The following is a 26,870-nucleotide window of genomic DNA, read 5'->3' on the forward strand; positions in this document are numbered from 1 at the left end:
TTCATCGCGAGCAAGCTCAGCTCCCACAGGGCTCGCTCCCACAGTTTTGTGCCGGGGCTGGCAGCGCCGCTTACTGAACGGTCGCGCCGCCTTCTTGTTGCATGCGCTGCAGTTCTTGCGCATACAGGGCATCGAAGTTCACCGGAGCCAGCATCAGGGCCGGGAATGAGCCGCGGGTCACCAGGCTGTCCAGGGTTTCACGGGCATAAGGGAACAGGATGTTCGGGCAGAAGGCACCCAGGGTGTGGCTCATCGAAGGAGCATCCAGGTTCTTGATCAGGAAGATCCCGGCCTGCTGCACTTCGGCGATGAACGCCACTTCATCACCGTTCTTCACGGTCACCGACAGGGTCAGCACCACTTCGTGGAAGTCATCTTCCAGGGCTTTCTGACGGGTGTTCAGGTCCAGGCCTACGCTCGGCTCCCACTGCTGGCGAAAGATCGCCGGGCTTTTCGGGGCTTCGAAGGACAGGTCACGTACATAAATGCGCTGCAAGGAGAATTGCGGTGCGGTTTCTTCTTCGCTGGCAGCTGTGTTCTGTTGGTCAGTCATCGCAGATCCTTCTTACTTTCAGGTTCTTTAGTGGGAAATTCAGGCCTTGAGCAGCGCGTCGAGCTTGCCGGCGCGGTCCAGGGCGAACAGATCATCGCAACCGCCCACGTGGGTGCTGCCGATCCAGATCTGCGGCACGGACGTGCGTCCGGCCTTCTGGGTCATTTCGGCGCGCAGTTGCGGCTTGCCGTCGACCTTGATCTCTTCGAAGGCCACGCCTTTGTTCTGGAGCAGGAACTTCGCTCTGGAGCAATAGGGGCAGTAATCGCTGGAATAGACAACAACGTGGGGCATTTCACTTCACCAGGGGCAGATTGTCGGCTTTCCAGCTGGCAACGCCACCGGACAGCTTGGCAGCGGTGAAGCCGGATTTCATCAGCTCGCGGGCGTGGGTGCCGGCATGCTGGCCCTGGGCGTCCACCAGGATCAGCGTCTTGGCCTTGTGTTTTTCCAGTTCGCCGATGCGGGCGATCAATTTGTCCTGGGGAATGTTCACCGCCCCGACAATGTGACCAGCGGCGTAATCCTTGCTCGGGCGGATGTCCACCACCACGCCGGCGTCCTTGTTGACCAACGCGGTCAGTTCGCCGGTGCTCAGGCTGCGGCCGCCGCCCTGCATCGTGTGGGCAACCAGCAACGCCAGCAGCACGACGAAGATACCGACGAGAATGTAGTGGTTAGTGGCAAATTGAATCAGGTGAGCAACCATCGAAGGAGGTTCCAGGGCGTTAAAATGTCGGCCAGTATACACAGCACGCAAGGCCGGCCAAACCCCGCCCGGCGGTGACGCCGCCGGAACTTACCTTTAAACTGCCCGTCCCTTTTCCATCGTCTTCTTTTAACCCGCCACGAGTGGATTCCATGACTACCACGCCTAAACCTTTGGTCCTGATGATTCTCGACGGCTTCGGTCACAGTGAAAGCCACGAATCCAACGCCGTGTATTCGGCCAACAAGCCTGTGCTGGACCGTTTGTGGGCCACCGTGCCCAACGGCCTGATCTCCGGCAGCGGCATGGACGTCGGCCTGCCGGACGGGCAGATGGGCAACTCCGAAGTCGGCCACATGAACCTCGGCGCAGGCCGCGTGGTGTACCAGGACTTCACCCGCGTGACCAAATCGATCCGCGATGGTGAGTTCTTCGAAAACCCCACTATCTGCGCCGCCGTGGATAAAGCCGTGGCCGCCGACAAGGCCGTGCACTTCATGGGCCTGCTGTCCGACGGTGGCGTGCACAGCCACCAGGACCACCTGGTCGCCATGGCCGAACTGGCTGCCAAGCGCGGCGCCGAGAAGATCTACCTGCACGCGTTCCTCGATGGCCGCGACACCCCGCCGAAAAGCGCCACGTCGTCGATCGAGCTGTTGGACGCAACGTTCCAGGCCCTCGGCAAGGGGCGCATCGCCAGCCTCGTCGGCCGCTACTACGCCATGGACCGTGACAACCGTTGGGACCGCGTGTCCCAGGCCTATAACCTGATCGTCGACGGCAACGCCGAATTCAACGCCGCCACCGCCCAGGAAGGCCTGCAAGCCGCCTACGAGCGCGGCGAAAGCGACGAATTCGTCAAGGCCACCACTATCGGCGAGCCGGTGAAAGTCGAAGATGGCGACGCCGTGGTGTTCATGAACTTCCGCGCCGACCGCGCCCGCGAGCTGACCCGGGTGTTTGTCGAAGACGATTTCAAGGAATTCGAGCGCGCCCGCCAGCCAAAACTGGCCGGTTTCGTGATGCTGACCCAATACGCCGCCAGCATTCCCGCGCCATCGGCCTTCGCCGCCGGCAGCCTGGAAAACGTGCTGGGCGACTACCTGGCGAAAAACGGCAAGACCCAACTGCGCATTGCCGAGACCGAAAAATACGCCCACGTGACGTTCTTTTTCTCCGGCGGCCGTGAAGAACCCTTCCCGGGCGAAGAACGCATCCTGATCCCTTCGCCGAAAGTCGCCACCTACGACCTGCAACCGGAGATGAGCGCGCCGGAAGTGACCGACCGCATCGTCGACGCCATCGAAAACCAGCGTTACGACGTGATCGTGGTCAACTACGCCAACGGCGACATGGTGGGCCACAGCGGTGTGTTCGACGCGGCGGTCAAGGCCGTGGAATGCCTGGATACCTGCGTTGGCCGCATCGTCGAGGCCCTGGAAAAGGTTGGCGGCGAAGCATTGATCACGGCTGACCACGGCAACGTCGAGCAGATGTCCGACGAATCCACCGGCCAGGCCCACACCGCCCACACCACTGAACCGGTGCCGTTCATCTATGTCGGCAAGCGCGGCTTCAAGGTTCGCGACGGTGGCGTGCTGGCCGATGTCGCACCGACGATGCTGATGTTGCTGGGCATGGAGAAGCCGGCGGAGATGACCGGGACTTCGATCCTGGTCTGATTGATCCATCAATCACCGCAAACCCTGTGGGAGCGAGCTTGCTCGCGATAGCGATCTTCCAATCAACATCTTTGTTGAATGTGCTGGCGCCATCGCGAGCAAGCTCGCTCCCACATTGGTTTCTGGTGTTTTTTGGGCCAGTTATCACACAGTCCCAAATGGGCGTTTTTTTTGCAGCCTGGGGCGGGCATACTAGGCCGTCCCTTTCCCTGGTGTCGCCCGCCTCTATGCTTCGCGTCCTGATAGCCCTCGCTCTGACCTGCTTGCTCCAACCGGCCTTTGCCGACGAGCGCGCGCAAACCCAACAGCAGTTGGAAGCCACGCGCCAGGACATTGCCGAGCTGAAAAAGCTGCTGGGCAAGTTGCAGGAAGAGAAATCCAGCGTGCAGAAAGACCTGCGCGGCACCGAAACCGAGATGGGCAAGCTGGAGAAGCAGGTCGACGCCCTGCAAAAAGAGCTGAAGAAAAGCGAATCCGAGCTGCAGCGGCTCGATGGAGAGAAAAAAAAACTCCAGAGCGCGCGCACTGAACAGCAAAAGCTGATCGCCATCCAGGCCCGGGCCGCCTACCAGAACGGCCGCCAGGAATACCTCAAGCTGCTGCTCAACCAGCAGAACCCCGAGAAATTCGCCCGTACCCTCACCTATTACGATTACCTGAGCCAGGCCCGCCTGGAACAGCTCAAGAACTTCAACGAAACCTTGCGCCAGCTGGCCAATGTCGAAAAAGACATCGAGCTGCAGCAGGCCCAGTTGTTGGTGCAGAAAAGCAGCCTCGACACCCAGCGCGAAGAACTCGAGAAGGTTCGCAAGGAACGCCAAGTGGCCCTGGCCAAGCTCAACGACGACGTGAAGGCCCGCGACAGCAAGCTCAAGGCCCGCGAGCAGGACCAGGCCGAACTGGCCAATGTGTTGAAAACCATCGAAGAGACCCTGGCCCGCCAGGCCCGAGAGGCGGAAGAAGCGCGCCAGAAAGCGCTGATCGCCCAGCAGGAAGCCGAAAAAAAGCGTTTGCGTGAAGCCCAGGCCGACGCGGACGCCGGTGACGCACCGCGCAAGCCGGCAAAGTCCAGCCCCGGTGCGCTGGTTTCCAGTGACGGCGAAACCTTCGGCGGCGCTTTTGCTTCGGCACGAGGCAAACTTCCATGGCCGGTCAATGGTCGATTGCTTGCACGCTTCGGTGAAACCCGCGGCGACGACACCCGCACCAAGTGGGACGGGGTGATGATCAGCGCCTCCGCCGGCAGCCAGGTGCATGCCGTGCATGGCGGGCGCGTGGTATTCGCCGATTGGCTGCGCGGTGCCGGCCTGCTGGTGATTCTGGATCACGGCAACGGTTATTTGAGCCTGTACGGCCACAACCAGACCCTGCTCAAGGCCGCGGGCGATGTGGTCAAGGCCGGTGAGTCCATCTCCACGGTCGGTAACAGTGGCGGGCAGGATACGCCCGCACTGTATTTCGCTATTCGTCAGCAGGGTCGCCCCAGCGACCCGGCCCAATGGTGTCGTGCGCAAGGATAAGCGCGCCCATCCTATTAAGGAGTTCGTTCGACATGCTGCATTTGTCCCGCCTTACCTCGCTGGCCCTGACGATCGCCCTCGTGATCGGTGCGCCCCTGGCTTTCGCCGCCGAACCGGCCCCGTCGGCCCCCGCCGCCACGGCCGCGACCACCAAGGCCCCGCTACCGCTGGACGAACTGCGCACCTTTGCCGAGGTCATGGACCGGATCAAGGCCGCCTACGTGGAACCGGTGGATGACAAGGTGCTGCTGGAGAACGCCATCAAAGGCATGCTCAGCAACCTTGACCCGCACTCGGCCTACCTGGGGCCAGAAGACTTTGCCGAGCTGCAGGAAAGCACCAGCGGCGAGTTCGGTGGCCTGGGCATCGAGGTCGGCAGCGAAGACGGCTTCGTCAAGGTGGTCTCGCCGATCGACGACACCCCAGCTTCCAAGGCCGGCATCCAGGCCGGTGACTTCATCGTCAAGATCAACGGCCAACCGACCCGCGGCCAGAGCATGACCGAAGCCGTGGACAAGATGCGCGGCAAGATCGGCCAGAAGATCACCCTGACCCTGGTCCGCGACGGCGGCACACCTTTCGACGTGACCCTCACGCGAGCGGTCATCCAGGTCAAGAGCGTGAAGAGCCAGTTGCTGGAGTCGGGCTACGGCTACATCCGCATCACCCAGTTCCAGGTCAAGACCGGCGAAGAAGTCGCCAAGGCCCTGGCCAAGATGCGCAAGGACAACGGCAAGAAACTCAACGGCCTGGTCCTGGACCTGCGTAACAACCCCGGCGGCGTGCTGCAGTCGGCGGTGGAAGTGGTGGATCACTTCATCACCAAGGGCCTGATTGTCTACACCAAGGGCCGCATCGCCAATTCCGAACTGCGCTTCTCGGCCACCGGCAACGATTTGAGCGAGGCTGTGCCATTGGTGGTGCTGATCAACGGCGGCAGCGCTTCGGCTTCGGAAATCGTTGCCGGTGCCCTGCAGGACCAGAAGCGTGGCGTGGTCATGGGCACCACCAGTTTCGGCAAGGGCTCGGTGCAGACCGTATTGCCACTGAACAACGACCGTGCCCTGAAGATCACCACCGCGCTGTACTTCACACCCAACGGCCGCTCCATCCAGGCCCAGGGCATTGTCCCGGACATCGAAGTGCGCAAGGCCAAGATCACCAATGAGCAGGACAGCGAATACTTCAAGGAAGCCGACCTGCAAGGTCACCTGGGCAATGGCAACGGCGGCGCCGACAAACCGACCGGTTCCGGCGCCAAGGCCAAGCCAATGCCGCAGGATGACGACTATCAGTTGGCCCAGGCCTTGAGCTTGCTCAAAGGGTTGAACATCACGTCCGGCCGCTGAGATGGGCCTGCGTTTCACCGTCGTCCTGCTGTGCCTGCTGGCAGGGGCCGTTAACGCGGCGCCCGCCACACCCTCTTCGCCACACAAGGCGTACCTGAGCCTGATCATCGACGACCTGGGGCAAAATCTGCCCCGGGATCGCCGGGTTCTAGCCCTCCCCGGTCCGGTCACCGCCGCGATCATGCCTGACACCCCTCACGCCGCCGAAGTCGCCCGCGAAGCCCATCGCGCCGGCAAGCTGGTCATGCTGCACATGCCCATGGACCCGGCCACCGGGCCGTTCGCCTGGCATCCGGAACTGTCCATCGAAGAACTGGGCAAGCGCCTCGACACCGCGTTCGCGGCCGTGCCCTACACCAGCGGGATCAACAACCACATGGGCAGCCGCATGACCGCCCAGCCCCAGGCCATGGCGTGGCTGATGGCGAACTTGCAGCAGCGCCATAAGTTTTTCGTCGACAGCCGCACCAGCGCCCAGACGGTCGCTGCCGCCGAGGCCCAGAAGATTGGCCTGGCCAGTGTGTCGCGGGATGTGTTCCTCGACGACGAGCGCACCGAAGCCGCCATCGCCCAGCAGTTGCAAACCGCCATCGACCTGGCCCGCCGGCAAGGCTCGGCCGTGATGATCGGCCATCCCTACCCGCAGACCCTGGCGGTGCTCGAACGCGAATTGCCCAAGCTCAAGGCCCAGGGCATTGAATGGATCGACATCAAGTCGATGATCAGCCTGCGCAGCAATCGAGCGATGGCTGGGCATGGGAAAGATGGGGTTTATCGGTAGCGGCTGAGCGCTATCTCAAACCGCGCTGCCGCCATCGCGAGCAAGCTCGCTCCCACAGGGATTCTGCACCGGGCACAAGAATTGTGTTCACGGCAGATCCCCTGTGGGAGCGAGCTCGCTCGCGATGGCGGCGTTGCGATGGGTGAAATTCTTAGAGATACCGCGCCATGATCGCGTCCACCACACCTTCCTTGCGCAATTCATCCAGGGCCTTTTGAAGCCGGGCGACCACCTCGTCAGGCACGTCTTTGTTCAACGCCAGGTACAACTCGGCACTGTTGAATCGCAACACGGTCTTGAGATCGTCCACCCCTTCCTGTCGCGCCAGGTAACGCCCGGCGGGATCCCCGGTGGCCCACAGGTCGATCTGGCCGCTGACCAGTTTTTTAGCGTTGTCCTGATCACGCAATACGACAATCGGGTTCAGCCCTTGTTTGGCCAGCGTCTCGGCAATCGCGTCGCCCTTATATGCACCGATCTTGTATTGGCGCGCCTGCTCCAGCGAGTCGAGGGCGATCTTGCTGTCGGCCTTGGCGAGCATGATCCAGTCGTCCGGACCGATGGGGCCGACCCATTTGAACAGCTTCTCTCGCTCCGGCAACCGCGCCATGACAAACACACCGTAACCCGGATTTTCCAGGGCGAGTTTATAGATACGTTCCCAGGGGAAACGTAGCGTCAGGCTGTAGGAGATATCGGCGCGCTTGAATATTTCGCGGACGATGTCCACGGCAATGCCGTGGATATTCTCGTCCTGGGCGAAGTTCTTGCCGTTCTTGGCCATGTTGTACGGGGGGAAATTTTCCGTCAGCAACACCAGCGATGTATCAGCGGCGCGGACAGTGCCTGCGAGCAGCAACGTGGCGCCCGCAAAGGCAAGAACGAGACGTTTGAGCATGTCGGGCTACCGCAATCCATGGTGTGCCCAAGAGTGCCTTGGGCCCGCCATGGTGTCCAGCGATCAGCGAATGCAGATACCGCGATGCGCCATGTAGGCCTTGGCTTCCGGCACGGTGTATTCGCCGAAGTGGAAAATGCTCGCCGCCAGTACCGCGCTGGCGTGGCCTTCAAGAATGCCATCGGCCAGGTGCTGCAGGTTGCCGACGCCGCCAGAGGCGATGACCGGAATGCCCAGGGCATCGCTGATGGCGCGGGTGACGCCCAGGTCGAAACCGTTTTTCATGCCGTCCTGGTCCATGCTGGTCAGCAGGATTTCCCCGGCACCCAGGCCTTCCATCTTCTTCGCCCACTCGACGGCGTCCAGGCCCGTGGGTTTACGCCCACCGTGGGTGAAGATTTCCCAGCGCGGGGTCTCGCCCGGGCCAGAGACCTTCTTCGCATCGATGGCCACGACGATGCACTGCGAGCCGAAGTGCTGGGCCGCTTCACCGACGAATTCCGGGTTGAACACCGCCGCCGTGTTGATCGACACCTTGTCCGCCCCGGCATTGAGCAGGTTGCGGATGTCCTGCACGGTGCGCACGCCGCCGCCCACGGTCAGCGGGATGAACACCTGGCTGGCCATGCGCTCGACGGTATGCAGCGTGGTATCGCGGCCATCGACGCTGGCCGTGATATCGAGGAAGGTAATCTCGTCCGCACCCTGTTCGTCGTAGCGACGGGCGATTTCCACCGGGTCGCCGGCATCACGGATGTTCTCGAACTTGACGCCCTTGACCACCCGGCCGTTGTCCACGTCCAGGCAAGGGATGATGCGTTTGGCCAGCGCCATGGTCAGTCCTCAGCCTTTGTACGAATCGCAGAAAGCTTGCGCTTCAGCGACGTCGAGGGTGCCTTCGTAGATCGCGCGGCCGGTGATTGCACCGATGATGCCCGGCGCCTTGGCGTCGAGCAGCGACTTGATGTCACCCAGATTATGGATGCCACCGGAGGCGATCACCGGGATTTTGGTGGCAGCGGCCAGCGCAGCGGTGAACGGTACGTTGCAGCCCTGCATCATGCCGTCTTTGGCGATGTCGGTATAAACGATCGAAGACACGCCGTCGGCTTCGAACTGCTTGGCCAGATCAATGACTTGCACGGTGCTGATTTCAGCCCAGCCATCGGTGGCGACGAAACCGTCCTTGGCATCCAGACCGACGATGATCTTGCCAGGGAACGCGCGACAGGCTTCGGCGACAAAAGCCGGGTCTTTCACGGCCTTGGTGCCAATGATCACGTAGCTCACGCCAGCCTTGACATAGTGCTCGATGGTTTCCAGCGAGCGAATGCCACCGCCGATCTGGATCGGCAGGTTCGGGTAACGCTTGGCAATGGCCGTGACCACTTCACCGTTCACCGGCTGCCCTTCGAAAGCGCCGTTCAGGTCGACCAGATGCAGGCGACGGCAGCCGCCCTCCACCCACTTGGCGGCCATGCTCACCGGGTCATCGGAAAACACCGTGGAGTCTTCCATGCGGCCCTGACGCAGACGTACGCAAGCGCCGTCCTTGAGATCGATAGCGGGGATAATCAGCATCTGGCAAACCTTCAAATACGAATATTCAGCTTGGCTCGAAAATCAGTTTTTCTCGAGCGCCCACAAGTCGCTTTCAATGCTTTCGAACCTTTCTTTAAGGTGCGTCTGCACATCGAAAATCGCCCTGTTGTAATAGTGCGGAGCAATTTCGCGGGTAAACAGGTCAAGAATTTCCGCCGCTTCGAACGAACCCAGCTCCAGTTCGAAACGCTCCTCCATGAACCGCTGGATCTTGCGGTTCGCTTCACTCTCCTGCTCGGGCGTGAGAGTGAGGATCGGCGGTTTCTTGCGGGCCATTACCAGCGCCCGTCCCACGCCGCGAAGTTCTGCAACAGTTGCAGGCCATGGGTATGGCTCTTCTCCGGGTGGAACTGCACGGCGAAGCGCGAACCATCGGCCAGGGCCGCGGCGAAATCGACGCCATAGTGACCGCTGCCCACCACCTGCCGCGCATTGCCGGCGGCGATGTAGTAGCTGTGCACGAAGTAGAAGCGCGCCAGGTCCGGAATGTTGTGCCACAGCGGGTGATCCACCGTCTGCTTCACTTCGTTCCAGCCCATGTGCGGGACCTTCAAGTGCTCGCCGTCTTCATGCAGGCCCTTGCCAAAAAACTTCACCTGGCCTGGGAACATGCTGATGCAATCGACACCATCATTCTCTTCGCTGCGTTCAAGCAGGGCTTGCATGCCCACGCAAATGCCGAGGAACGGACGGTCCTGGCTGACTTCGTGCACCAGCTTGTCGAAGCCCAGGCGACGAATCTCGGCCATGCAATCACGAATCGCACCAACGCCGGGGAACACCACCCGGTCGGCTTCGCGAATTACGTCGGCATCGCTGGTGATCAGCACTTTGCCGGCGCCCACGTGCTCGAGGGCCTTGGCCACCGAGTGCAGGTTGCCCATGCCGTAGTCGATAACCGCGACCGTCTGCATTACAGGACGCCCTTGGTGGAAGGCATCTGGCCGGCCATGCGGTCATCGAGCTCCACGGCCATGCGCAGCGCGCGGCCGAAAGCCTTGAACACGGTTTCGATCTGGTGGTGGGTGTTGTGCCCGCGCAGGTTGTCGATGTGCAGGGTCACGTTGGCGTGGTTGACGAAGCCCTGGAAGAATTCCTGGAACAGGTCAACGTCGAAGCCGCCGACAGTGGCACGGGTGTACGGCACATGCATCTGCAGGCCCGGGCGGCCAGAGAAGTCGATGACCACCCGCGACAGCGCTTCATCGAGCGGCACGTAGGCATGGCCGTAGCGACGGATGCCCTTCTTGTCGCCGATGGCTTTGGTAAAGGCTTGCCCCAAGGTGATACCGACGTCCTCCACCGTGTGGTGGTCGTCGATATGCAGGTCGCCCTTGCTGACGATGTCCAGGTCGATCAGCCCGTGGCGGGCGATCTGGTCCAGCATGTGCTCAAGAAAAGGTACACCGATATCAAACCGGGCCTTTCCGGTGCCATCCAGGTTGATCGAGGCTTTGATCTGGGTTTCCAGAGTGTCGCGCTCGACAGACGCCTTACGTTCGGCCATCACCAGCTCCGCAAAATCATTGGGCGAAAAAGGCAGCCATTATAGGGGCGCGAGCGGCAAACAGAAACACAAGAGGTGACATCACTGACGGGCTGAACCCCGGGCTGTCGGTGATAGACATGTCCATACAAGTCTTTTTCATCACCTAAAACGACTGTGGGAGCGAGCTTGCTCGCGATGGCGGTGGGTCAGCAGACAATGATGTCGACTGACACGCCCCATCGCGAGCAAGCTCGCTCCCACAAGGGTTGCCCTGACCTGGTGGTCAGGGCAACGGTCTTAGCGGAACAACACCGCCGTTTTCTGCAGGGTCACCCACACACCCCACGCCAACGGAATGCCCACCACCAGCCAGGCGGCGATCGCCAGGGGCTTGGTGCCCGGTGCGGCTTTCCACTCCAGCGACGTGGTGCTGTCAGCACCCTTGTCATGGCCCAGCGCCTGTTCGGCGGCCAGTTCGGCGTCGGTCATGAAGTACTTGTCGGCGACCGGACGGACCATCAGGTTGCACAGGAAGCCCAGCACCAGCAGACCGGCGAGGATGTACAAGGTGATGTCATAGGCCGCGGCACGTTCAACGCCGATGCTCAATTGATATTCACGCAGGTAGTTCACCAGTACCGGACCCAGCACGCCTGCCGCAGCCCAGGCGGTCAACAAGCGACCGTGGATTGCGCCGACCATTTGCGTACCGAACAGGTCCGCCAGGTAGGCCGGCACGGTGGCGAAGCCGCCGCCGTACATCGACAGGATGATGCAGAACGCCGCCACGAACAGCGCGACGCTGCCCAGGTGACCCAGGTTCGGGATCAGCGCGTACAGGGCAAAGCCCAGGGCGAAGAACACGAAATAGGTATTTTTACGACCCAGGTAATCCGAGAAGGAGGCCCAGAAGAACCGGCCGCCAATGTTGAACAGGCTCAACAGACCGGTGAAGCCGGCCGCGATGGCCGCGATCTGGCCCAGTTGCACGGCGTCCAGTTGACCGAAAGGCAGGTCATTGCCGAGCAGCTTGCCGCCGAACACTTCCTGCAACAGGGGCGAAGCCATGCCCAGGATGCCGATACCGGCGGAGACGTTCAGGCACAGCACCAGCCAGACCAGGCGGAACTGCGGGGTCTTCCAGGCTACGTTCACGTGAACGTGGCGATGGGTGATCATCGCGTTCGCGGCTTTCTTCGGTGCCGGGGTCCAGCCTTCAGGCTTCCAGCCGGTCGGCGGAACGCGATACGACAAGGCGCCACCGATCATGAACACGAAGTAGATCGCGGCCATGACCAGGAAGCTCTGCCAGACGCCCACGCCCGTCGGCGAAGCGAAATGGTTCATCAGCGCCGCGGCCAATGGAGCACCGACCATCGCACCACCGCCGAAGCCCATGATCGCCATGCCAGTCGCCATGCCGCGCTTGTCCGGGAACCACTTGATCAGGGTCGACACCGGGGAGATGTAGCCCAGGCCCAGGCCAATACCACCGATCACCCCGGAACCGACCCACATCAGCCAGATCTGGTGGGTATAGATACCCAGCGCGGAAATCAGCAGGCCACCGCACCAGCACAAGGCCGATACAACGCCAGCCTTGCGTGGACCGGCGTGTTCCAGCCAGCCACCCCAGATGGCTGCCGAGCAACCCAGGAAGATGAAGAACAGGGTGTAGATCCAGCCGAGCATCGAGATCGGCCAGTCACATTGGGACGAAAAGACTTGCGAGATGAAGCTCATATCCGGTGCACAGGCCACAGGCTTGGTGACACCCAAGGCCTTGGACAGTGGCAACCAGAACACCGAGAAGCCATAGGCCATGCCGATGCACAGGTGAATGGCCAGTGCGGCCGGTGGAACCAACCACCGGTTGAAACCGGGCTTGGCGATGATGCGTTCCTTGGAGAGGAACGCTGGCTGGTCGGCGATGCCGCCCGCCGTGATGCTCGTGCTCATTGTGTATCCCCCAATTATTGGAATGGTCCGTCAGCCACGCGTCACCCTCAGCCTTCATTGCACGCAGGCATGGCTGTATTTTCTGGTGAAGCTCCATAGTGTGCGACATCAAGTCGCAGAAGGACGGACGAACGGGCAAAGGTTACCATTTGATCGTGGCAGAGAAACCAAAGTGATATCACCTTTTTCGTGCCATCTGTCTTATCGCACGCTTGCTGGCTTTCTGTAGGGGGCTAACGATTTATTTTTTCAGGAGCTTTCATGCCCATCCGTTGTAGAACCACTGTGTGGGAGCGAGCTTGCTCGCGATGGCGGTCGCCCACTCAGCATTTTCATTGACGGTCACACCGCTATCGCGAGCAAGCTCGCTCCCACATTGATCTACGGACGGGACTTATAACGAGCACCCGACGCACCACCACCAATCCACAGCGTTATACTCCCGGCTAAATTTTGAACTCACCTACAAGGATTCGCCCATGAAAGCGTTCGGCAAAATCCTGGGTCTGGTACTTCTCGGGCTGTTGCTGATCATTGTGGCCCTGGGCTTTGCCCTGACCCACCTGTTCGATCCCAACGACTACAAAGAAGAGATCCGCCAGATAGCCCGCGACAAGGCCCACATCGAGCTGACCCTCAATGGCGACATCGGCTGGAGCCTGTTCCCTTGGCTGGGCCTGGAGTTGCACGACGCCAGCGTCGCGACCCTGGCCAATCCGACCCAACCTTTCGCCGACCTGCAGATGCTTGGCCTCTCGGTCCGGGTGATACCGCTACTGCGCCGGGAAGTGCAGATGAGCGATGTGCGCGTCGAAGGCCTGAACCTGCGGCTCAACCGTGACAAGAACGGTCACGGCAACTGGGAAGACATCGGCAAGGCACCAGCCTCCACGACGACGGCGAACACCCCAGCACCAACCGAACAACCGGCCCCGCCCGCCAGCACCCCGGCAGAAAAACCTGCCCAGCCGACCCGCCTGGACATCGACAGCCTGACCGTGAACAACGCCCGGGTCGAATACACCGACGAGCAGACCGGCAAGCTGTACACCGCCGAGAGCATCCAACTGAGCACCGGCCCGGTCCACGATTCCACCAACATTCCGGTGACCCTGACCGCCTTCCTGTCCAGCAACCAGCCGGCCGTGCGCGTACGCACCGAAGTGACCGGCGAACTGCGCTTCGAGCGGGCCCTGCAACGCTACAAGTTCGAAGACCTGAAACTGTCCGGCGAAGCCACCGGCGCCCCCCTGCAGGGCAAGACCCTGAATTTCGCCGCCCAAGGCCAACTGTTCCTGGACAAGGCGGCCAACGTCGCCGAATGGACCGGCATCAAGCTGTCGCTCAACCAACTGCGCGCCCTGGGTGAACTGAAGGTCAACGACCTCGACAAGACCCCGCAATTGAACGGTGGAATATCGATCGCCCAGTTCGATCTGGCGAAGTTTGTCGACAGCATCGGCCAGACACTCCCGGCCATGGCCGAAGGCAGCCTGAGCAAGGTCGAGCTGGCCAGCCGCATTGCCGGCACGCCGACCAGTGTCGAGTTCAACAACATCAACCTGAAGCTCGACGACAGCAACTTCAGCGGTCGTATCGCAGTGGAAGACTTTGCCAAACAGGCCCTGCGCGTGCAGCTCAAGGCCGACACGTTCAACGTCGACCGCTACCTGCCGCCAAAATCCGCCGAAGCCGACAGTTCCAAGGCGGCCCGTGAGGCCGAAGTCAGCAACACCGAAGCCAGCGCCCTGGCCGGCGCCGGCAGCACACCGTTGCCGAGCGCTCCAACCCAGGGTGCCTGGAGTAACGATCGGATGTTTCCGGTGGAGCGCCTGAGCAAGCTGGACCTCGATGCCGACCTGACCTTCGGGCAACTGACCCTGGATAAACTGCCGATCCAGAACGCCGCGCTCAAGGCCACCGGCCTGGGTGGCCTGCTGACCCTGGAAAATCTGCGGGGCGATCTGTACAGCGGCAACTTCGAAACCAAGGGCACCCTGGATGTGCGCCAGCCTACGCCACAGTTGAGCCTGCAAACCCGCATCAACCGGGTCCCTGCCGAGAAGATCATCGAAAGCCAGGGCAAGAATCCGCCGGTCAAAGGCCTGGTCACGCTCAACAGCGCGATCACCGCCACCGGCAATAGCCAGAAGGCTCTGATCGACAGCCTCAACGGCAACGCCGGGTTCGTCATCAACGATGGCGTGCTGCTCAATGCCAACCTCGAACAGCAACTGTGCAAAGGCATTGCCACCCTCAATCGCAAGTCCCTCAGCGGCGAACCCCGGGGCAAGGACACGCCGTTCCAGCAACTCAACGGCAACCTCACCTTCAACAATGGCGTTGCCCACAACCCCGACCTGAAAGTCCGCATCCCCGGCATGGCCGTCAACGGCAACGGCGATATCGATCTGCGGGTGCTGGGCATGGATTACCGCGTCGGCGTCATCGTCGAAGGCGATAAGAGCGACATGCCCGACCCGGCCTGCCAGGTCAACGAACGCTACGTCGACGTCGAATGGCCGTTGCGCTGCCGCGGCCCACTGGAGTTGGGGGCGAAGGCCTGCCGCCTGGACAACGACGGGCTGGGCAAGGTCGCGGCGAAACTGGCCGGCGACCGGCTCGGCGACAAGATCGATGAGAAACTCGGCGATAAGGTCAGCCCGGAGCTGAAAGATGCGCTCAAGGGGTTGTTCAAGCGATGAGAGCCGAGCAGTTTTCCACCGCCGTCCTGGACTGGTTCGATCGCCACGGGCGCCACGACTTGCCCTGGCAGCAGGACATCTCACCCTATCGGGTGTGGGTCTCGGAAATCATGTTGCAGCAGACCCAGGTCAGTACTGTGCTCAACTATTTCGACCGGTTCATGGCCTCACTGCCCACCGTCGAAGCGCTGGCCGCCGCGCCGGAGGACGAAGTGCTGCACCTGTGGACCGGGCTGGGCTATTACACCCGTGCGCGCAACTTGCAGAAAACCGCGAAAATCGTCGTCGAGCAGTACGATGGCGAATTTCCCCGGGACGTGGAAAAACTCACCGAGTTGCCGGGGATCGGCCTGTCCACCGCCGGCGCCATCGCCAGCATCAGCATGGGCCTGCGGGCGCCGATCCTCGATGGCAACGTCAAGCGGGTGCTAGCGCGCTTCACCGCCCAGGAAGGCTACCCGGGCGAACCCAAGGTGGCGAAACAGCTATGGGCCACCGCCGAGCGCTTCACGCCACAAGACCGGGTCAACGCCTATACCCAGGCGATGATGGACCTGGGCGCCACGCTCTGCACCCGCAGCAAGCCCAGTTGCCTGCTCTGCCCACTGAAGCAAGGCTGCGAGGCCCACATGCTGGGCCTGGAAACCCGCTACCCGATTCCCAAGCCTCGCAAGGAGGTGCCCAAAAAGCGCACCTTGATGCCGATGCTGGCCAACCACGAGGGCGCGATCCTGCTTTACCGACGCCCTTCCACCGGGCTATGGGGCGGGCTGTGGAGCCTGCCGGAACTCGACGACCTCGACGACCTGCAACACCTGGCCCTGCAGCACTCGCTGGAACTGGGCAGCCAACACGAAATGCCAGGCCTGGTGCACACCTTCAGCCACTTCCAGTTGGCGATCGAACCCTGGCTGGTCCGGGTCCGGGAAACCGGCCATCACGTGGCCGAGGCCGACTGGCTCTGGTATAACCTCGCCACCCCGCCGCGCCTGGGCCTTGCCGCCCCGGTCAAAACCTTGCTCGAACGCGCGGCCGCCGTAATGAACGCAGGAGAGTTGCAATGACCCGCACCATCATGTGCCGCAAGTACAAAGAAGAACTCGAAGGCCTGGAACGTCCACCGTTCCCGGGCGCCAAGGGCGAAGATATCTTCGACCACGTCTCTGCCAAGGCCTGGGCCGACTGGCAGAAACACCAGACCCTGCTGATCAATGAAAAACGCCTGAACATGATGAACGCCGAAGATCGCAAATACCTTCAGGGCGAGATGGACAAGTACTTTTCCGGCGAAGATTACGCCAAGGCCGAAGGCTACGTACCGCCATCCGAATAAGCTGTTCAGTGCGGGGGCGAATCGTAAGCGACGGTAATAGTTAAATATTTTTTGAAAACTTGCTTGACGCCCCCCTGAAAAACCCGTTTAATGCGCCCCGTTGCCCAGATAGCTCAGTCGGTAGAGCAGGGGATTGAAAATCCCCGTGTCGGCGGTTCGATTCCGTCTCTGGGCACCAAATACCGAAAACCTCGATCAAGCAATTGATCGGGGTTTTTTATTGCCTGGGATTTTCTTCCTGTGCACTGTCGACTCAGCTACATTCGTCCGCTCCCCTCTGGCAAACGAGTCGACATGGACATCACCGGCATCCCCTTCGGCACCACCGATTGGTCAACCATCGAACCTACCGAGCACAAAGGCGTCACCGGAACCGCCTATTGGCGCACGCAACAATTCGGGAACATTCGGGTACGGATGGTGGAATACACAGCCGGGTATCTGGCCGACCATTGGTGCACCAAGGGCCACATCCTGTTTTGCCTCAAGGGCGAGCTCAATACTGAACTCGAAGACGGTCGGCAATTTTTGCTCAAGCCCGGCATGAGCTATCAGGTCGCCGACCAGGCTGAGCCCCATCGATCCTCCACCTCATCGGGGGCTACGCTTTTCATAGTGGATTGAGATTCGAAGCGTGCGCGTTGAAGCTGTAGGATAGATGGCCTTATCCATCAGGAATCCGACCATGTCATCGGCGAACAAACAGCACAAGCGCAGCCAGCGCGCCAAGGCGAAAGCCAAGCAGAACCGTACTAAGCGTGCTGCTGCGCCGAACGATTTCCTGGATCCGAACGACGAGCGCATCGATCTGGAAACCGTGGACCTGACGGAGTTGTTCCAACTCATGAGTGCCGCTGAAAAGGTCAGCCAGAAGGCGATGTGCGAAGCGTTCCTGGCCCATCCCCTGCTGGCGCTGGTACTGGAGCAGGAAGGTGAGGAAGAAGCGACCGACTTCATCATTACCGCATTGATCGAATACCGCCGCCTCACCACCGGCGTGGATGAGCAGACCGCGCTGGATTGGGTGGAAAGCAAGCAGTTCCAGGCCGACTATGTGGCTGCGTCCCAGGCACTGACACAAGGCCAGGACTGACTGTCTGGCCGGGACCGCGGTGGATGACGCCCTGCGGGGATAATTTCCACAATCCAAGGTTAACCAACATGGGGCGGCGTCATACCCGTCCTGCGTCAATCAGCTATTTTTCCTCCCAAGCAATCAGCCTCGTCCGGCATCATCGAAACGTCGCCCGGAGCATCCTTGCGGTCTGCCCCTCTCAATGGCTGGACACTGCGATGACGCCACTGCTGCCCCAAGATGCCCCTCAGCTCGCCCCCTTGATCAACGAACTCGGCGAGCTGATTCGCCAGGCACGCCAGAAGGTTCTGCGTGCCGTCGATACGCTCCAAGTGCAAACCTGCTGGCAGATCGGCCGGCATATCATCGAATTTGAACAAGGCGGCGCCGAACGGGCGGCCTATGGTGCAAGGTTGCTACCGTCGTTGGCGAAGGTGTTGACGGCGCGGTTTGGGAAAGGGTTTGATGCTTCAAATTTGCGCTACATGCGCCTCTTTTATCAGGCGTTTCCAATCTGTGACGCACTGCGTCATGAATTGAGCTGGACTCACTATCGAACGCTGCTACGCGTCGAAGTATCAGCTGGTGCTCCCCACCGAAGAAGAACTGCGCAACGAGCTGGACCGTGAACAGGCGCGCCTCGAGGAAGGGGCGATCGGGCGCAGCGACTTGAAGGAGTAAAAGCCAATGACCGCGCACTCAAAAAACCCATGTAATATTCATGCGCTTTTTTTCCAGCAATGCTTCAGTCAATGAGCTTCATCCTGCATGTCACCGGCCGCGCCTCACCCTTCCCTGATCCAGGCATTGCGGACCGAAACCGCTGAACTGCACGTAGCCCTGGAAAAACGCTTGCCGTTTTTCTCGCAACAGTTGGACCTGGATCTGTACCGGCGCCTGATGGCGGCCTACTACGGTTTTTATCAGCCGCTGGAGCAACGGCTTCATGTGCTGGCGTTGATTCCAACCGGGCTGGACCAATCCTTGCGCATCAAACTCCCGGTATTGCGAGCCGACCTCGCGGCACTGGGCCTGGATGAAGCGGCTATCGAGGCATTGCCCCTTTGCCAGGCACTTCCGCGAATCGACTCCCGAGCCGCCGCGCTCGGCGTTTCCTACGTACTGGAAGGCGCGACCCTCGGCGGGCAGATCCTGCGGCGCAGGGTGGCCGAGCAGCTCGGCCTTGATGCTTCCAGCGGCGCGGCCTTTCTCAATGTGTATGGCGAACTCACCGGCCGACGCTGGAGGGATTTCCTCCAATACCTGGACGACAGGAACCTTGGCGAGGCCCAGGTGTTCGAAGTCACACGCGCCGCCAAGGCGACGTTCTCTCATTTTGAACACTGGCTGGACAGCCAAAAGGTACTGTTATGACCCCGGAAAACCAGGAAGCCTTCGAAGAACTGCTGGCCAATTGTGCAGACGAACCGATTCGCTTTCCTGGGGCCATCCAACCTCACGGCGTGTTGTTGATGCTGTCCGAGCCCGATTTCGTGATCCGTCAGATCAGCGCCAACGTGCTGCAATTGATGGCGCAAGATCCCCACAGGTTGTTGGGCCAGACACTCGATGCACTGTTGGGGCTGGAACAGGCCGAGGCGATCCTCATCGCCTGCCGCGCCGCGCCGGAAAGCGACAACGCGCCCGTGGCCATTGTCGTGAATCAGCAGCGTTTTGATGCCCTGGTGCATCGCCACCAGGGCGCCCTGATCATCGAACTGGAACAGCACCTGAGCGACTATCGCCCCGAAGGCGTCAGCGGCGAGGCCAACATGGGCCGCATGCTGCAACGCCTGCAAAGTGCGAAAACCCTTCAGGCCCTGTACGAAATCAGCGTGCGGGAAATCCAGGCCATGACCGGTTACGACCGGGTGCTGATCTACCGCTTCGAGGAAGAAGGCCACGGCCAGGTGATTGCCGAGGCCAGCGCGCCGTCGATGGAGCTCTACAAAGGCCTGTTTTTCCCGGCATCGGATATTCCCGAACAGGCCCGCGAGCTGTATCGCACCAACTGGCTGCGGATCATCCCCAACGCCGACTACGCGCCGGTGCCGCTGGTCCCGGAACTGCGCCCCGACACCCTGGCACCCCTGGACCTGAGTTTTGCCACACTGCGCAGCGTCTCGCCGATCCACCGCCAGTACATGAAAAACATGGGCGTGCTGTCGTCCATGAGCATCTCGCTGATGGAAGGTGAACGCTTGTGGGGACTGATCAGTTGCGGCAATCGCCAGCCGCTGCTGGTTCCTCATGAAATGCGCATGGCCTGCCAGACCATCGGCCAGGTGCTGTCATTGCAGATCAGCGCCATGCAGGCCCTGGAACTGACCCGGCAACGGGACGCCAAGCTGGAAGACCTCAAGGTCCTCGCCGCGGTCATGGCCGAATCCAGCGATAACGTATTCGACGGCTTGTCCCACGAGCCGCAACGGCTCATGGACCTGACCGGCGCCAGCGGCGTGGCGATTTTCGAGAACAACAAACTGCATCGCCATGGCCAGTGCCCGGAACCGGAGCAGATCCGCGAGCTGCACAAATGGATCCTGGAAACCGGCAAGCCCGTGTTTTCCCACCACAACCTGAGCAGCGTCTTCGCACCTGCCCAGACTTATCAGGACGTGGCGAGCGGCGTGCTGGCGATCCACCTGCCCAAGCCTGTGGAAAACGGCGTGCTGTGGTTCCGCCCCGAGGTGAAGCAAACCCTCCAATGGAGCGGCGACCCGCAAAAACCCCTGGACCTGGAAAACAGCGAGACCGGCCTGCGCCTACGGCCCCGGACGTCTTTCGAGATCTGGAAAGTCGAAATGGCCGGCATCAGTGCCAAATGGACCCATGGCGATCTGTTTGCCGCCAACGACCTGCGCCGCTCGGCCTTGGAAAACGACCTGGCCCGCCAGGTGCACAAAGAGCGCCTGGCCGTACAAGCGCGCGATGAACTGGTGGCCGTGGTTTCCCATGACCTGCGCAGCCCGATGACGGTCATTTCCATGCTCTGCGGCATGATGCAAAAGGCCTTCAGCTCGGACGGATCCCACAGTTCCAAGCGAATTTCTTCCGCCATCGACACCATGCAACAGGCCACCAGCCGCATGAACACGCTGCTGGAAGACCTGCTAGACACTTCACGCATCGATGCCGGGCGCTACACCATCAATCCCCAGCCGATGGACGTCAGCCAGATCTTCGACGACGCCTGCTCGCTACTGACGCCGCTGGCCACTGCCAAGGCGATCGACATTTCCTTCCATGCCGAACCCAACCTGAGGATCAACGCCGACCCCGAGCGGCTGTTCCAGGTGCTGTCCAACCTGATCGGCAATGCCATCAAGTTCACGCCGCAGCAGGGCTCGGTGGGCATCAGTGCGATGTCCGTCGGTAACGAGATCGTGTTCAGCGTCCGCGACACCGGTGAAGGGATTGCGCCAGAGCAATTGCCTCATGTTTTCGAGCGCTACTGGACGACCAAGGAAGGCAACCCGAACGGCACCGGGCTGGGGTTGTACATTTCCAAGGGGATTGTCCAGGCCCATGGCGGTAAACTGCACGCCGAAAGCCAGCCAGGCCAGGGCAGCGAATTCCGCTTTACCGTGCCGAAAATCGACTGAGCCGGGCACCGTCCCCTAACGAATTGGAAACCGAAGCCCAATGGCCTCACTGAACAAACAGCAAAAACGCGCCAAGCGCGCCAAAGACAAAGCCAAGCAGATCCGCATGACCGGGCGCAAATCCATCCCGATGTATGGTGACCCGGCCCACGCCACAGCTCAGCCACCGGTCTACGTGCTGGAACTGTTCGCCAAGCTGCGCGAAGCCGAGGCCGTCAGCCGCAGTGAAATGCTCGATACGCTGCTCACGTCCCTGAGCGTGATGATCATCGAACGCCCAGGCCTGCTCGACCTGAAAAACGCCGAAAACGAAAGCATGGCGGCGACCAACCTGGCCGCCGACATGCTGGTGGATTACCGCATGTGGGTCGATGACATGGACCGCGAGACCGCCCAACGCTGGCTCAGCACACCGGAGTTCATCAAGGACTTCAGCGAGGCGCTGGACCGCTATCGCCAGACCCTGGAAGAACCCGCCAGCGAATAAGCCGACCGGCTATTCGTCACTGTTCCAATGGAACACCAGGTTGCGTGCGGCCCCGCTGCCTACCTCAGCGGTGTCGCGCCGCGCCTCACCGTTGCGCGTCGCCACCACGTTGTACTTGCCCGGCGGCAGTTGCACATAAACCAGCGGCCCGGCATCGCTGAGGGTCAGCACTGTTTGTCCCGATGCGTTCTGCACGGTCACGTCCACATCCGGGACGTACTTATTTTCCGGGCCGATCGCAAAGGTCATGTGCACGTTGTAACCCTGGGCCTGCCCGATGGCCCGAGCTTCGTCCTCGCCGATACCGCCGGACAGATACGTGATGCCGTTCTGCTGCATGGGGTGGACCTGGACGCCTGTGTTGTCTACAGGGGCGAGGTTGGTGGCGTTGAGCATGACGGGAAAAAGCAGCGCGCCTAACACGATGAGGCAAAATAGCGACTTCATGACCACAACTCCTGATATTGGACGCCACCTCGTTTGATCGATTTATGAACATCGATGTTCAGACCGATTGGAAGTTGAGTCGAATGCCAATCGGAATAGCACGCTCATCCGGTTAACCCTTCCAACCCCCGCCCAAAGCTGGCACCATCGCGCCTTTTTTTACGCGACTCCCCGGGTTTTTCACCGGCAAACAGGGTTCAAACGGCCGTTCGGTTGTTGATGGCGCGACAGTCTGCTGTGCCGATGCGACAACCTGCCGCACATCACCGGTTTACCGCCCGTAGCGCTGTTGGCTGCCATTCGGACGCATGCTAGCTTGGCCGCCTCGCCAAGGAAGGCAGCCAACAGCAAGGGAGCACATACCATGAGGACCGCACATGGCCCAGGCCACGCCCGCGCTTGAAATCCGCAATTTGCACAAACGCTACGGACAGCTGGAGGTGCTCAAAGGCGTCTCGCTGACCGCCCGCGACGGCGATGTGATCTCGATCCTCGGATCCTCCGGGTCCGGCAAGTCCACGTTTCTGCGTTGCATCAACCTGCTGGAAAACCCCAACCAGGGCCAGATCCTGGTGGCCGGCGAAGAACTCAAGCTCAAGGCCGCCAAGAACGGTGAGCTGGTGGCCGCCGACGGCAAACAGATCAACCGCCTGCGCAGCGAGATCGGTTTTGTTTTCCAGAACTTCAACCTCTGGCCGCACATGAGCGTGCTCGATAACATCATCGAAGCCCCGCGCCGGGTGCTTGGCCAGAGCAAGGCTGAAGCCGTCGAAGTCGCCGAAGCACTGCTGGCCAAGGTCGGTATCGCCGACAAGCGCCACGCCTACCCGGCCGAACTGTCTGGCGGCCAGCAACAACGCGCGGCCATCGCCCGCACGCTGGCGATGCAGCCCAAGGTGATTCTGTTCGACGAACCCACCTCCGCCCTTGACCCGGAAATGGTCCAGGAAGTACTTAGTGTGATCCGCGCCCTGGCCGAAGAAGGACGCACCATGCTGCTGGTCACCCATGAAATGGGCTTCGCCCGTCAGGTTTCCAGCGAAGTCGTGTTCCTTCATCAAGGCCTGGTCGAGGAGCAAGGATCGCCACAGCAGGTCTTCGAGAACCCGCTTTCGGCGCGCTGCAAACAATTCATGTCCAGCAACCGCTAACGGAGCAGTACACATGCAGACCTACAAGAAATTCCTCGTGGCCGCAGCGGCCAGCCTGGTCTTCTCGGCCAGTGCCATGGCGGCCGAAAAGCTGAAGATGGGCATCGAAGCGGCCTATCCGCCGTTCAACAACAAGGACGCCAGCGGCCAGGTCGTGGGTTTCGATAAAGACATCGGCGACGCCCTGTGCGCCAAGATGGAAGTCGAGTGCGAAGTGGTCACCTCCGACTGGGACGGCATCATCCCGGCCCTGAACGCCAAGAAGTTCGACTTCCTGATTTCTTCGCTGTCGATCAACGAAGAACGCAAGCAGGCCGTGGACTTCACCGACCCGTACTACTCCAACAAACTGCAATTCATTGCACCGAAAGACGTCGATTTCAAAATCGATAAAGAATCTCTCCAGGGCAAAGTCATCGGGGCACAGCGCTCCACGCTCGCCGGCACCTGGATGGAAGACAACATGGAAGGCGTCGAACTGAAACTCTACGACACTCAGGAAAACGCCTACCTGGACCTGACCTCCGGCCGTCTCGACGGAATCCTGGCAGACAAATACGTGAACTACGACTGGCTGAAAACCGACGCTGGCCGTGCTTACGAATTCAAAGGTGACCCGGTGGTAGAGGGCGACAAGATCGGCATCGCCGTGCGCAAGGGTGACCCGCTGCGCGACAAGCTGAACGCTGCCTTGAAAGAAATTGTTGCCGACGGCACCTATAAAAAGATCAACGACAAGTACTTCCCGTTCAGCATCTATTGATGCTGGCGTGCCTGGCCGGCGCGGCTCCCAGCAGCGCCGGCCCTTAGCAAAGCCTGCCGCGATATGAACTCTTACCCATGATGATCGATCTCTACGGATTCGGCCCGGCGCTCGCCGCCGGCGCGCTGATGACCGTCAAGTTGGCGCTCACGGCCCTCTGCCTGGGGCTGGTGCTCGGCCTGCTCGGCGCCTTGGCCAAGACCTCGCCCTACAAGCCGCTGCAATGGCTGGGCGGCACCTATTCGACGCTGGTTCGCGGCATCCCGGAATTGCTCTGGGTGCTGCTGATCTATTTCGGCACCGTCAACCTGATGCGTGCCCTGGGTGAGTATTTCGGCAAACCCGACCTCGCCCTTGACGCCTTCGCCGCCGGGGTCATTGCCCTGGGCCTGTGCTTTGGCGCCTACGCCACCGAAGTGTTTCGCGGCGCGATCCTGGCGATCCCGAAGGGCCACCGTGAGGCCGGTGTTGCCCTGGGCCTGTCGAAGTGGCGGATCTTTACCCGGTTGATCATGCCGCAGATGTGGCGCATCGCCCTGCCTGGCTTGGGCAACCTGTTCATGATCCTGATGAAGGACACCGCGTTGGTCTCGGTGATCGGCCTGGAAGAAATCATGCGCCATGCGCAAATCGGCGTGACCGTGTCCAAGCAACCGTTCACCTTCTATACGGTCGCAGCGTTCATGTACCTGGGCCTGACGGTGCTCGCCATGATCGGCATGCACCTGCTGGAACGACGCGCCGCCCGTGGATTTACCAGGAGCACCCAATGAACTGGGACGTCATCATCAAGTGGCTACCGAAGCTGGCCCAGGGCGCGACACTGACCCTGGAGCTGGTGGCCATCGCCGTGATCGCCGGGCTGCTGCTGGCGATCCCACTGGGCATCGCCCGCTCTTCGCGCCTGTGGCAGGTGCGGGCATTGCCCTACGCCTACATCTTCTTTTTCCGTGGCACGCCGCTGCTGGTCCAGCTGTTTTTGGTCTACTACGGCCTGGCGCAATTCGATGCCGTGCGCAGCAGCGCGCTGTGGCCGTACCTGCGAGACCCGTTCTGGTGCGCTACGGTCACCATGACCCTGCACACCGCCGCCTACATCGCCGAGATCCTGCGCGGCGCGATCCAGGCCATCCCAAAGGGCGAGATCGAAGCCGCACGGGCCCTGGGCATGTCGCGGCCCAAGGCGCTTTTCTACATCATGCTGCCCCGCGCCGCGCGCATCGGCCTGCCGGCCTACAGTAACGAAGTGATCCTGATGCTCAAGGCCAGCGCCCTGGCGAGCACCGTGACCCTACTGGAACTCACCGGCATGGCCCGCACCATCATTGCCCGGACCTACCTGCCGGTGGAGATCTTCTTCGCGGCTGGCATGTTCTACCTGCTGATGTCCTTCGTGTTGGTGCAAGGCTTCAAGCAGCTGGAACGCTGGTTGCGCGTCGATGCCTGCCAAGGACGCTGACAGCGGCCTGCTGACGGGCGAGGCATTGCTCGCCCGCTTCACGGCACTGGACGTTTTTCTCACGGCGCACCAGGCACTGTGGAAACCGCGCCCGTTCACCCATCTGCAGTTGCCTTGGGAAACGTCTCACCCAGAATTGGCCCGATGGCTACGCCAGCGTTCGCTGGAAGCTGCGGAAAACGACCATCATCAGCCGTGGTTGATGGAAGACGCACCAGCGCCCTTCCCGGAATTGGCCACAATCTCCCGCGCATTGAGCGCTGTCGCAGAATTGCCTGCCAGCACGCTCGAAGCGCCAAGCCACCGCCTGAACGTCGACGTGCCCGGGCGTAAATGGCAGCAGATCGAAGCCTTCGCCAGTCGCCTGCGCTTCACCACCCGGCCAACCCACTGGCTGGACTGGTGCGCCGGCAAAGGCCATCTCGGTCGACGCCTGCTACACAACGAACAGCAACTGACCTGCCTGGAGTACGACCCCGCACTGGTCGCCAGCGGCCAACAACTGAGCCTGCGCCATCGCCTGCCTGCCACGCACCTGCAACAAGACGTGCTAGCGGCAGACGCCACCCAGGCGCTCCACCCCGAATATACGCCCGTGGCTCTGCACGCCTGCGGTGACCTGCATGTGCGCTTGATACAGCTGGCCAGCGCCGCTGGTTGTGCACAACTGGCTATCGCGCCGTGCTGTTACAACCGCATCAACACCGAGCGCTATCAAGCGCTGTCCGACGCCGCCAAGGGCTCTGCCCTACAGCTGTCGCTCGACGATCTCAGCCTGCCCCTGACCGAAACCGTCACCGCCGGCGCGCGCGTCAGAAGACAACGGGACCACTCCATGGCCTGGCGCCTGGGCTTCGATTTGCTGCAACGGCAAATCAGAGGGTGTGACGACTACCTGCCCACGCCGTCACTGCCCACCGTTTGGCTGGAAAAATCCTTCGCCCAGTACTGCACCGATCTGGCGGCCCTGAAAGACTTATCCACAGTCGGCACGCCTGATTGGCTCGCCTTGGAAGCAGCGGGCCACCAGCGCCTGGCCGAGGTGCGCAACCTGGAGTTGCTGCGAGGCCTTTTCCGACGGCCGTTGGAGCTTTGGCTGGTGCTGGACCGGGCGCTTTTCCTCACGCAAAAAGGCTACGACGTTCGCCTCGGCACCTTCTGCGAAACGCCGCTGACACCACGCAATCTGTTGTTGCTGGCAGAGCGTTACTGAGACGAAACAGCCTGTGGATAACTCTGTTGATGAAATAAACTCGGATCCCAGAAATCCGTGATTTCCTGACCGAATCAGCATTGGTCATTT

At 61.1% G+C, this 26,870-nt stretch carries 28 protein-coding genes, 1 tRNA gene and 1 pseudogene; 19 read left to right on the plus strand and 11 right to left on the minus strand.

Annotation, left to right across the window (positions count from 1 at the left end; all coding sequences use genetic code 11):
* Positions 1–70: 70 nt before the first annotated feature.
* The 3 genes from secB to AC3A5O_RS01575 are packed head-to-tail and all read right to left on the minus strand — an operon-like array spanning position 71 to position 1,262.
* Positions 71–553, minus strand: a complete 483-nt coding sequence (gene secB, locus AC3A5O_RS01565; RefSeq protein WP_122565250.1) for a protein-export chaperone SecB — start codon at positions 551–553, stop codon at positions 71–73.
* Positions 554–592: 39 nt separating this feature from the next.
* The gene (gene grxC / locus AC3A5O_RS01570; RefSeq protein ID WP_305469301.1) at positions 593–847 is read right to left on the minus strand and encodes a glutaredoxin 3; all 255 of its coding nucleotides are present in this window, start codon (positions 845–847) and stop codon (positions 593–595) included.
* 1 nt (position 848) lies between these two features.
* Positions 849–1,262: a rhodanese-like domain-containing protein gene (locus AC3A5O_RS01575; protein WP_109751986.1), complete on the minus strand. Its 414-nt coding sequence runs from the start codon at positions 1,260–1,262 to the stop codon at positions 849–851.
* Between the two features lie 152 nt (positions 1,263–1,414).
* Between AC3A5O_RS01575 and gpmI the strand changes: the two genes are divergently transcribed.
* The 4 genes from gpmI to AC3A5O_RS01595 all read left to right on the plus strand — a co-directional run bounded on the left by gpmI (position 1,415) and on the right by AC3A5O_RS01595 (position 6,594).
* Complete coding sequence (gene gpmI, locus AC3A5O_RS01580; protein ID WP_487752783.1) at positions 1,415–2,944, plus strand: 2,3-bisphosphoglycerate-independent phosphoglycerate mutase; 1,530 nt, start codon at positions 1,415–1,417, stop codon at positions 2,942–2,944.
* A gap of 227 nt (positions 2,945–3,171) precedes the next feature.
* The gene (locus AC3A5O_RS01585) at positions 3,172–4,464 is read left to right on the plus strand and encodes a murein hydrolase activator EnvC family protein (RefSeq protein ID WP_122565247.1); all 1,293 of its coding nucleotides are present in this window, start codon (positions 3,172–3,174) and stop codon (positions 4,462–4,464) included.
* A gap of 32 nt (positions 4,465–4,496) precedes the next feature.
* A complete protein-coding gene (locus tag AC3A5O_RS01590; protein ID WP_122565246.1) occupies positions 4,497–5,813 on the plus strand; it encodes a S41 family peptidase in 1,317 nt (438 codons plus the stop codon).
* 1 nt (position 5,814) lies between these two features.
* Complete coding sequence (locus AC3A5O_RS01595; protein ID WP_487752784.1) at positions 5,815–6,594, plus strand: divergent polysaccharide deacetylase family protein; 780 nt, start codon at positions 5,815–5,817, stop codon at positions 6,592–6,594.
* Positions 6,595–6,745: 151 nt separating this feature from the next.
* On the opposite strand, the gene AC3A5O_RS01600 is transcribed toward AC3A5O_RS01595, so the two are convergent.
* The 7 genes from AC3A5O_RS01600 to AC3A5O_RS01630 all read right to left on the minus strand — a co-directional run bounded on the left by AC3A5O_RS01600 (position 6,746) and on the right by AC3A5O_RS01630 (position 12,542).
* Positions 6,746–7,492 carry a substrate-binding periplasmic protein gene (locus tag AC3A5O_RS01600; RefSeq protein ID WP_487752785.1) on the minus strand — a complete coding sequence of 249 codons (747 nt, stop codon included), beginning with the start codon at positions 7,490–7,492 and terminating at the stop codon, positions 6,746–6,748.
* Between the two features lie 63 nt (positions 7,493–7,555).
* Positions 7,556–8,326 (minus strand): imidazole glycerol phosphate synthase subunit HisF, encoded by a 771-nt coding sequence (gene hisF, locus AC3A5O_RS01605; RefSeq protein ID WP_003196830.1) that lies wholly within the window; start codon positions 8,324–8,326, stop codon positions 7,556–7,558.
* Positions 8,327–8,335: 9 nt separating this feature from the next.
* Entirely contained in the window at positions 8,336–9,073 is a 738-nt protein-coding gene (gene hisA / locus AC3A5O_RS01610; protein ID WP_014336098.1) for a 1-(5-phosphoribosyl)-5-[(5-phosphoribosylamino)methylideneamino]imidazole-4-carboxamide isomerase, read from the minus strand.
* A 42-nt stretch (positions 9,074–9,115) separates the two neighbouring features.
* Positions 9,116–9,370 carry a DUF2164 domain-containing protein gene (locus tag AC3A5O_RS01615; RefSeq protein ID WP_122565242.1) on the minus strand — a complete coding sequence of 85 codons (255 nt, stop codon included), beginning with the start codon at positions 9,368–9,370 and terminating at the stop codon, positions 9,116–9,118.
* Positions 9,370–10,008, minus strand: coding sequence for an imidazole glycerol phosphate synthase subunit HisH (gene hisH / locus AC3A5O_RS01620; RefSeq protein ID WP_018606318.1), 639 nt, complete (start codon positions 10,006–10,008; stop codon positions 9,370–9,372). Before hisH ends, AC3A5O_RS01615 begins: the two co-directional genes overlap by 1 nt.
* Positions 10,008–10,601, minus strand: coding sequence for an imidazoleglycerol-phosphate dehydratase HisB (gene hisB / locus AC3A5O_RS01625; RefSeq protein ID WP_003186751.1), 594 nt, complete (start codon positions 10,599–10,601; stop codon positions 10,008–10,010). Before hisB ends, hisH begins: the two co-directional genes overlap by 1 nt.
* 279 nt (positions 10,602–10,880) lie before the next feature.
* A complete protein-coding gene (locus AC3A5O_RS01630; protein ID WP_122565241.1) occupies positions 10,881–12,542 on the minus strand; it encodes an OFA family MFS transporter in 1,662 nt (553 codons plus the stop codon).
* A 479-nt stretch (positions 12,543–13,021) separates the two neighbouring features.
* On the opposite strand from AC3A5O_RS01630, the gene AC3A5O_RS01635 reads away from it, so the two are divergent.
* The 10 genes and pseudogenes from AC3A5O_RS01635 to AC3A5O_RS01680 all read left to right on the plus strand — a co-directional run bounded on the left by AC3A5O_RS01635 (position 13,022) and on the right by AC3A5O_RS01680 (position 21,747).
* Positions 13,022–15,247 carry an AsmA family protein gene (locus AC3A5O_RS01635; RefSeq protein ID WP_487752786.1) on the plus strand — a complete coding sequence of 742 codons (2,226 nt, stop codon included), beginning with the start codon at positions 13,022–13,024 and terminating at the stop codon, positions 15,245–15,247.
* Entirely contained in the window at positions 15,244–16,311 is a 1,068-nt protein-coding gene (mutY, locus tag AC3A5O_RS01640; protein ID WP_122565239.1) for an A/G-specific adenine glycosylase, read from the plus strand. The genes AC3A5O_RS01635 and mutY overlap by 4 nt, the downstream gene beginning before the upstream one ends.
* Positions 16,308–16,580: an oxidative damage protection protein gene (locus AC3A5O_RS01645; RefSeq protein WP_122565238.1), complete on the plus strand. Its 273-nt coding sequence runs from the start codon at positions 16,308–16,310 to the stop codon at positions 16,578–16,580. Before mutY ends, AC3A5O_RS01645 begins: the two co-directional genes overlap by 4 nt.
* 102 nt (positions 16,581–16,682) lie before the next feature.
* Positions 16,683–16,758, plus strand: a tRNA-Phe gene (locus AC3A5O_RS01650).
* A 116-nt stretch (positions 16,759–16,874) separates the two neighbouring features.
* On the plus strand, positions 16,875–17,204 hold the full coding sequence (locus AC3A5O_RS01655; protein WP_122565237.1) for a DHCW motif cupin fold protein: 330 nt from the start codon (positions 16,875–16,877) through the stop codon (positions 17,202–17,204).
* Positions 17,205–17,265: 61 nt separating this feature from the next.
* A complete protein-coding gene (locus AC3A5O_RS01660) occupies positions 17,266–17,673 on the plus strand; it encodes a hypothetical protein (protein WP_122565236.1) in 408 nt (135 codons plus the stop codon).
* A gap of 200 nt (positions 17,674–17,873) precedes the next feature.
* A pseudogene (locus tag AC3A5O_RS01665) lies at positions 17,874–18,230 on the plus strand (DUF1016 N-terminal domain-containing protein); the annotation flags it as partial.
* 193 nt (positions 18,231–18,423) lie between these two features.
* Positions 18,424–19,029 carry a biliverdin-producing heme oxygenase gene (locus tag AC3A5O_RS01670; protein WP_122565235.1) on the plus strand — a complete coding sequence of 202 codons (606 nt, stop codon included), beginning with the start codon at positions 18,424–18,426 and terminating at the stop codon, positions 19,027–19,029.
* Positions 19,026–21,260, plus strand: coding sequence for an ATP-binding protein (locus AC3A5O_RS01675; RefSeq protein WP_487752787.1), 2,235 nt, complete (start codon positions 19,026–19,028; stop codon positions 21,258–21,260). Before AC3A5O_RS01670 ends, AC3A5O_RS01675 begins: the two co-directional genes overlap by 4 nt.
* 40 nt (positions 21,261–21,300) lie before the next feature.
* Positions 21,301–21,747, plus strand: a complete 447-nt coding sequence (locus AC3A5O_RS01680; RefSeq protein ID WP_122565233.1) for a hypothetical protein — start codon at positions 21,301–21,303, stop codon at positions 21,745–21,747.
* Positions 21,748–21,756: 9 nt separating this feature from the next.
* Here AC3A5O_RS01680 and AC3A5O_RS01685 read toward each other — a convergent pair whose 3' ends face one another.
* Positions 21,757–22,194 (minus strand): flagellar hook assembly protein FlgD, encoded by a 438-nt coding sequence (locus AC3A5O_RS01685; RefSeq protein ID WP_305469283.1) that lies wholly within the window; start codon positions 22,192–22,194, stop codon positions 21,757–21,759.
* 377 nt (positions 22,195–22,571) lie between these two features.
* Here AC3A5O_RS01685 and AC3A5O_RS01690 point away from each other — a divergent pair, with 377 nt between their 5' ends.
* The 5 genes from AC3A5O_RS01690 (at position 22,572) to AC3A5O_RS01710 (ending at position 26,780) form a co-directional block, all read left to right on the plus strand.
* A complete protein-coding gene (locus tag AC3A5O_RS01690) occupies positions 22,572–23,345 on the plus strand; it encodes an ABC transporter ATP-binding protein (protein ID WP_014336086.1) in 774 nt (257 codons plus the stop codon).
* A 13-nt stretch (positions 23,346–23,358) separates the two neighbouring features.
* A complete protein-coding gene (locus AC3A5O_RS01695; protein WP_122565231.1) occupies positions 23,359–24,108 on the plus strand; it encodes an ABC transporter substrate-binding protein in 750 nt (249 codons plus the stop codon).
* Positions 24,109–24,185: 77 nt separating this feature from the next.
* Positions 24,186–24,881 carry an ABC transporter permease gene (locus tag AC3A5O_RS01700; protein WP_122565230.1) on the plus strand — a complete coding sequence of 232 codons (696 nt, stop codon included), beginning with the start codon at positions 24,186–24,188 and terminating at the stop codon, positions 24,879–24,881.
* Positions 24,878–25,567: an ABC transporter permease gene (locus AC3A5O_RS01705; protein WP_122565229.1), complete on the plus strand. Its 690-nt coding sequence runs from the start codon at positions 24,878–24,880 to the stop codon at positions 25,565–25,567. The genes AC3A5O_RS01700 and AC3A5O_RS01705 overlap by 4 nt, the downstream gene beginning before the upstream one ends.
* Positions 25,548–26,780, plus strand: coding sequence for a methyltransferase (locus tag AC3A5O_RS01710; RefSeq protein ID WP_487752788.1), 1,233 nt, complete (start codon positions 25,548–25,550; stop codon positions 26,778–26,780). The genes AC3A5O_RS01705 and AC3A5O_RS01710 overlap by 20 nt, the downstream gene beginning before the upstream one ends.
* Positions 26,781–26,870: the final 90 nt, after the last annotated feature.

The sequence above is a fragment of the Pseudomonas sp. Soil_N_39 genome (genome assembly GCF_057655955.1).

Bases quoted from the DNA above. Each gene is read 5' to 3' on its own strand.
- AC3A5O_RS01575 (WP_109751986.1), bottom strand. From the start codon at position 1,262: ATGGTTGCTCACCTGATTCAATTTGCCACTAACCACTACATTCTCGTC.
- AC3A5O_RS01685 (WP_305469283.1), bottom strand. From the start codon at position 22,194: ATGAAGTCGCTATTTTGCCTCATCGTGTTAGGCGCGCTGCTTTTTCCC.
- AC3A5O_RS01690 (WP_014336086.1), top strand. From the start codon at position 22,572: ATGGCCCAGGCCACGCCCGCGCTTGAAATCCGCAATTTGCACAAACGC.
- AC3A5O_RS01595 (WP_487752784.1), top strand. From the start codon at position 5,815: ATGGGCCTGCGTTTCACCGTCGTCCTGCTGTGCCTGCTGGCAGGGGCC.
- mutY (WP_122565239.1), top strand. From the start codon at position 15,244: ATGAGAGCCGAGCAGTTTTCCACCGCCGTCCTGGACTGGTTCGATCGC.
- AC3A5O_RS01585 (WP_122565247.1), top strand. From the start codon at position 3,172: ATGCTTCGCGTCCTGATAGCCCTCGCTCTGACCTGCTTGCTCCAACCG.
- hisA (WP_014336098.1), bottom strand. From the start codon at position 9,073: ATGCTGATTATCCCCGCTATCGATCTCAAGGACGGCGCTTGCGTACGT.
- AC3A5O_RS01615 (WP_122565242.1), bottom strand. From the start codon at position 9,370: ATGGCCCGCAAGAAACCGCCGATCCTCACTCTCACGCCCGAGCAGGAG.
- AC3A5O_RS01700 (WP_122565230.1), top strand. From the start codon at position 24,186: ATGATGATCGATCTCTACGGATTCGGCCCGGCGCTCGCCGCCGGCGCG.
- AC3A5O_RS01670 (WP_122565235.1), top strand. From the start codon at position 18,424: ATGTCACCGGCCGCGCCTCACCCTTCCCTGATCCAGGCATTGCGGACC.
- AC3A5O_RS01695 (WP_122565231.1), top strand. From the start codon at position 23,359: ATGCAGACCTACAAGAAATTCCTCGTGGCCGCAGCGGCCAGCCTGGTC.
- hisH (WP_018606318.1), bottom strand. From the start codon at position 10,008: ATGCAGACGGTCGCGGTTATCGACTACGGCATGGGCAACCTGCACTCG.
- AC3A5O_RS01680 (WP_122565233.1), top strand. From the start codon at position 21,301: ATGGCCTCACTGAACAAACAGCAAAAACGCGCCAAGCGCGCCAAAGAC.
- hisB (WP_003186751.1), bottom strand. From the start codon at position 10,601: ATGGCCGAACGTAAGGCGTCTGTCGAGCGCGACACTCTGGAAACCCAG.
- AC3A5O_RS01710 (WP_487752788.1), top strand. From the start codon at position 25,548: ATGCCTGCCAAGGACGCTGACAGCGGCCTGCTGACGGGCGAGGCATTG.
- AC3A5O_RS01645 (WP_122565238.1), top strand. From the start codon at position 16,308: ATGACCCGCACCATCATGTGCCGCAAGTACAAAGAAGAACTCGAAGGC.
- grxC (WP_305469301.1), bottom strand. From the start codon at position 847: ATGCCCCACGTTGTTGTCTATTCCAGCGATTACTGCCCCTATTGCTCC.
- AC3A5O_RS01660 (WP_122565236.1), top strand. From the start codon at position 17,266: ATGTCATCGGCGAACAAACAGCACAAGCGCAGCCAGCGCGCCAAGGCG.
- AC3A5O_RS01600 (WP_487752785.1), bottom strand. From the start codon at position 7,492: ATGCTCAAACGTCTCGTTCTTGCCTTTGCGGGCGCCACGTTGCTGCTC.
- AC3A5O_RS01675 (WP_487752787.1), top strand. From the start codon at position 19,026: ATGACCCCGGAAAACCAGGAAGCCTTCGAAGAACTGCTGGCCAATTGT.
- gpmI (WP_487752783.1), top strand. From the start codon at position 1,415: ATGACTACCACGCCTAAACCTTTGGTCCTGATGATTCTCGACGGCTTC.
- secB (WP_122565250.1), bottom strand. From the start codon at position 553: ATGACTGACCAACAGAACACAGCTGCCAGCGAAGAAGAAACCGCACCG.
- AC3A5O_RS01630 (WP_122565241.1), bottom strand. From the start codon at position 12,542: ATGAGCACGAGCATCACGGCGGGCGGCATCGCCGACCAGCCAGCGTTC.
- hisF (WP_003196830.1), bottom strand. From the start codon at position 8,326: ATGGCGCTGGCCAAACGCATCATCCCTTGCCTGGACGTGGACAACGGC.
- AC3A5O_RS01655 (WP_122565237.1), top strand. From the start codon at position 16,875: ATGGACATCACCGGCATCCCCTTCGGCACCACCGATTGGTCAACCATC.
- AC3A5O_RS01635 (WP_487752786.1), top strand. From the start codon at position 13,022: ATGAAAGCGTTCGGCAAAATCCTGGGTCTGGTACTTCTCGGGCTGTTG.
- AC3A5O_RS01705 (WP_122565229.1), top strand. From the start codon at position 24,878: ATGAACTGGGACGTCATCATCAAGTGGCTACCGAAGCTGGCCCAGGGC.
- AC3A5O_RS01590 (WP_122565246.1), top strand. From the start codon at position 4,497: ATGCTGCATTTGTCCCGCCTTACCTCGCTGGCCCTGACGATCGCCCTC.